Source organism: Streptomyces pratensis (assembly GCF_037137275.1).
GTDB classification, from domain to species: Bacteria; Actinomycetota; Actinomycetes; order Streptomycetales; family Streptomycetaceae; genus Streptomyces; species Streptomyces pratensis_B.
Genome location: NZ_JBBBEN010000007.1, coordinates 1 through 226, shown reverse-complemented (window position 1 = coordinate 226; position 226 = coordinate 1). Strand labels below are relative to the sequence as shown.

General features: G+C 69.5%; 1 protein-coding gene. It reads right to left on the bottom strand.

Annotated features, from left to right (window positions below):
* The coding region (locus V9U70_RS00035) for a DUF397 domain-containing protein (RefSeq protein ID WP_336672310.1) at window positions 1-147 on the bottom strand (147 nt) is incomplete at its 3' end.
* Between the last annotated feature and the right edge of the window lie 79 nt (window positions 148-226).

Sequence of the window (226 nt, the reverse complement as noted above, 5' to 3'; positions counted from 1 at the left end):
CGGTGCGAAGCCGAGGTGCGGGCCTTCGGCCGGGAGCTGCTTGGAGTCGCGTACGTGGACGGTGGCGGGTGCGGTGGCGACCTCGACGCAGGAGGGGCCGTCGTTGGTGCTGTAGCTGCTCTTGAACCAGGTCAGCTCGGTGCTCACATCTCTCCCAGGTTCTCGACGAAGTCCGTCCAGGCGGCCGGTGCGAAGCCGAGGTGCGGGCCTTCGGCCGGGAGCTGCT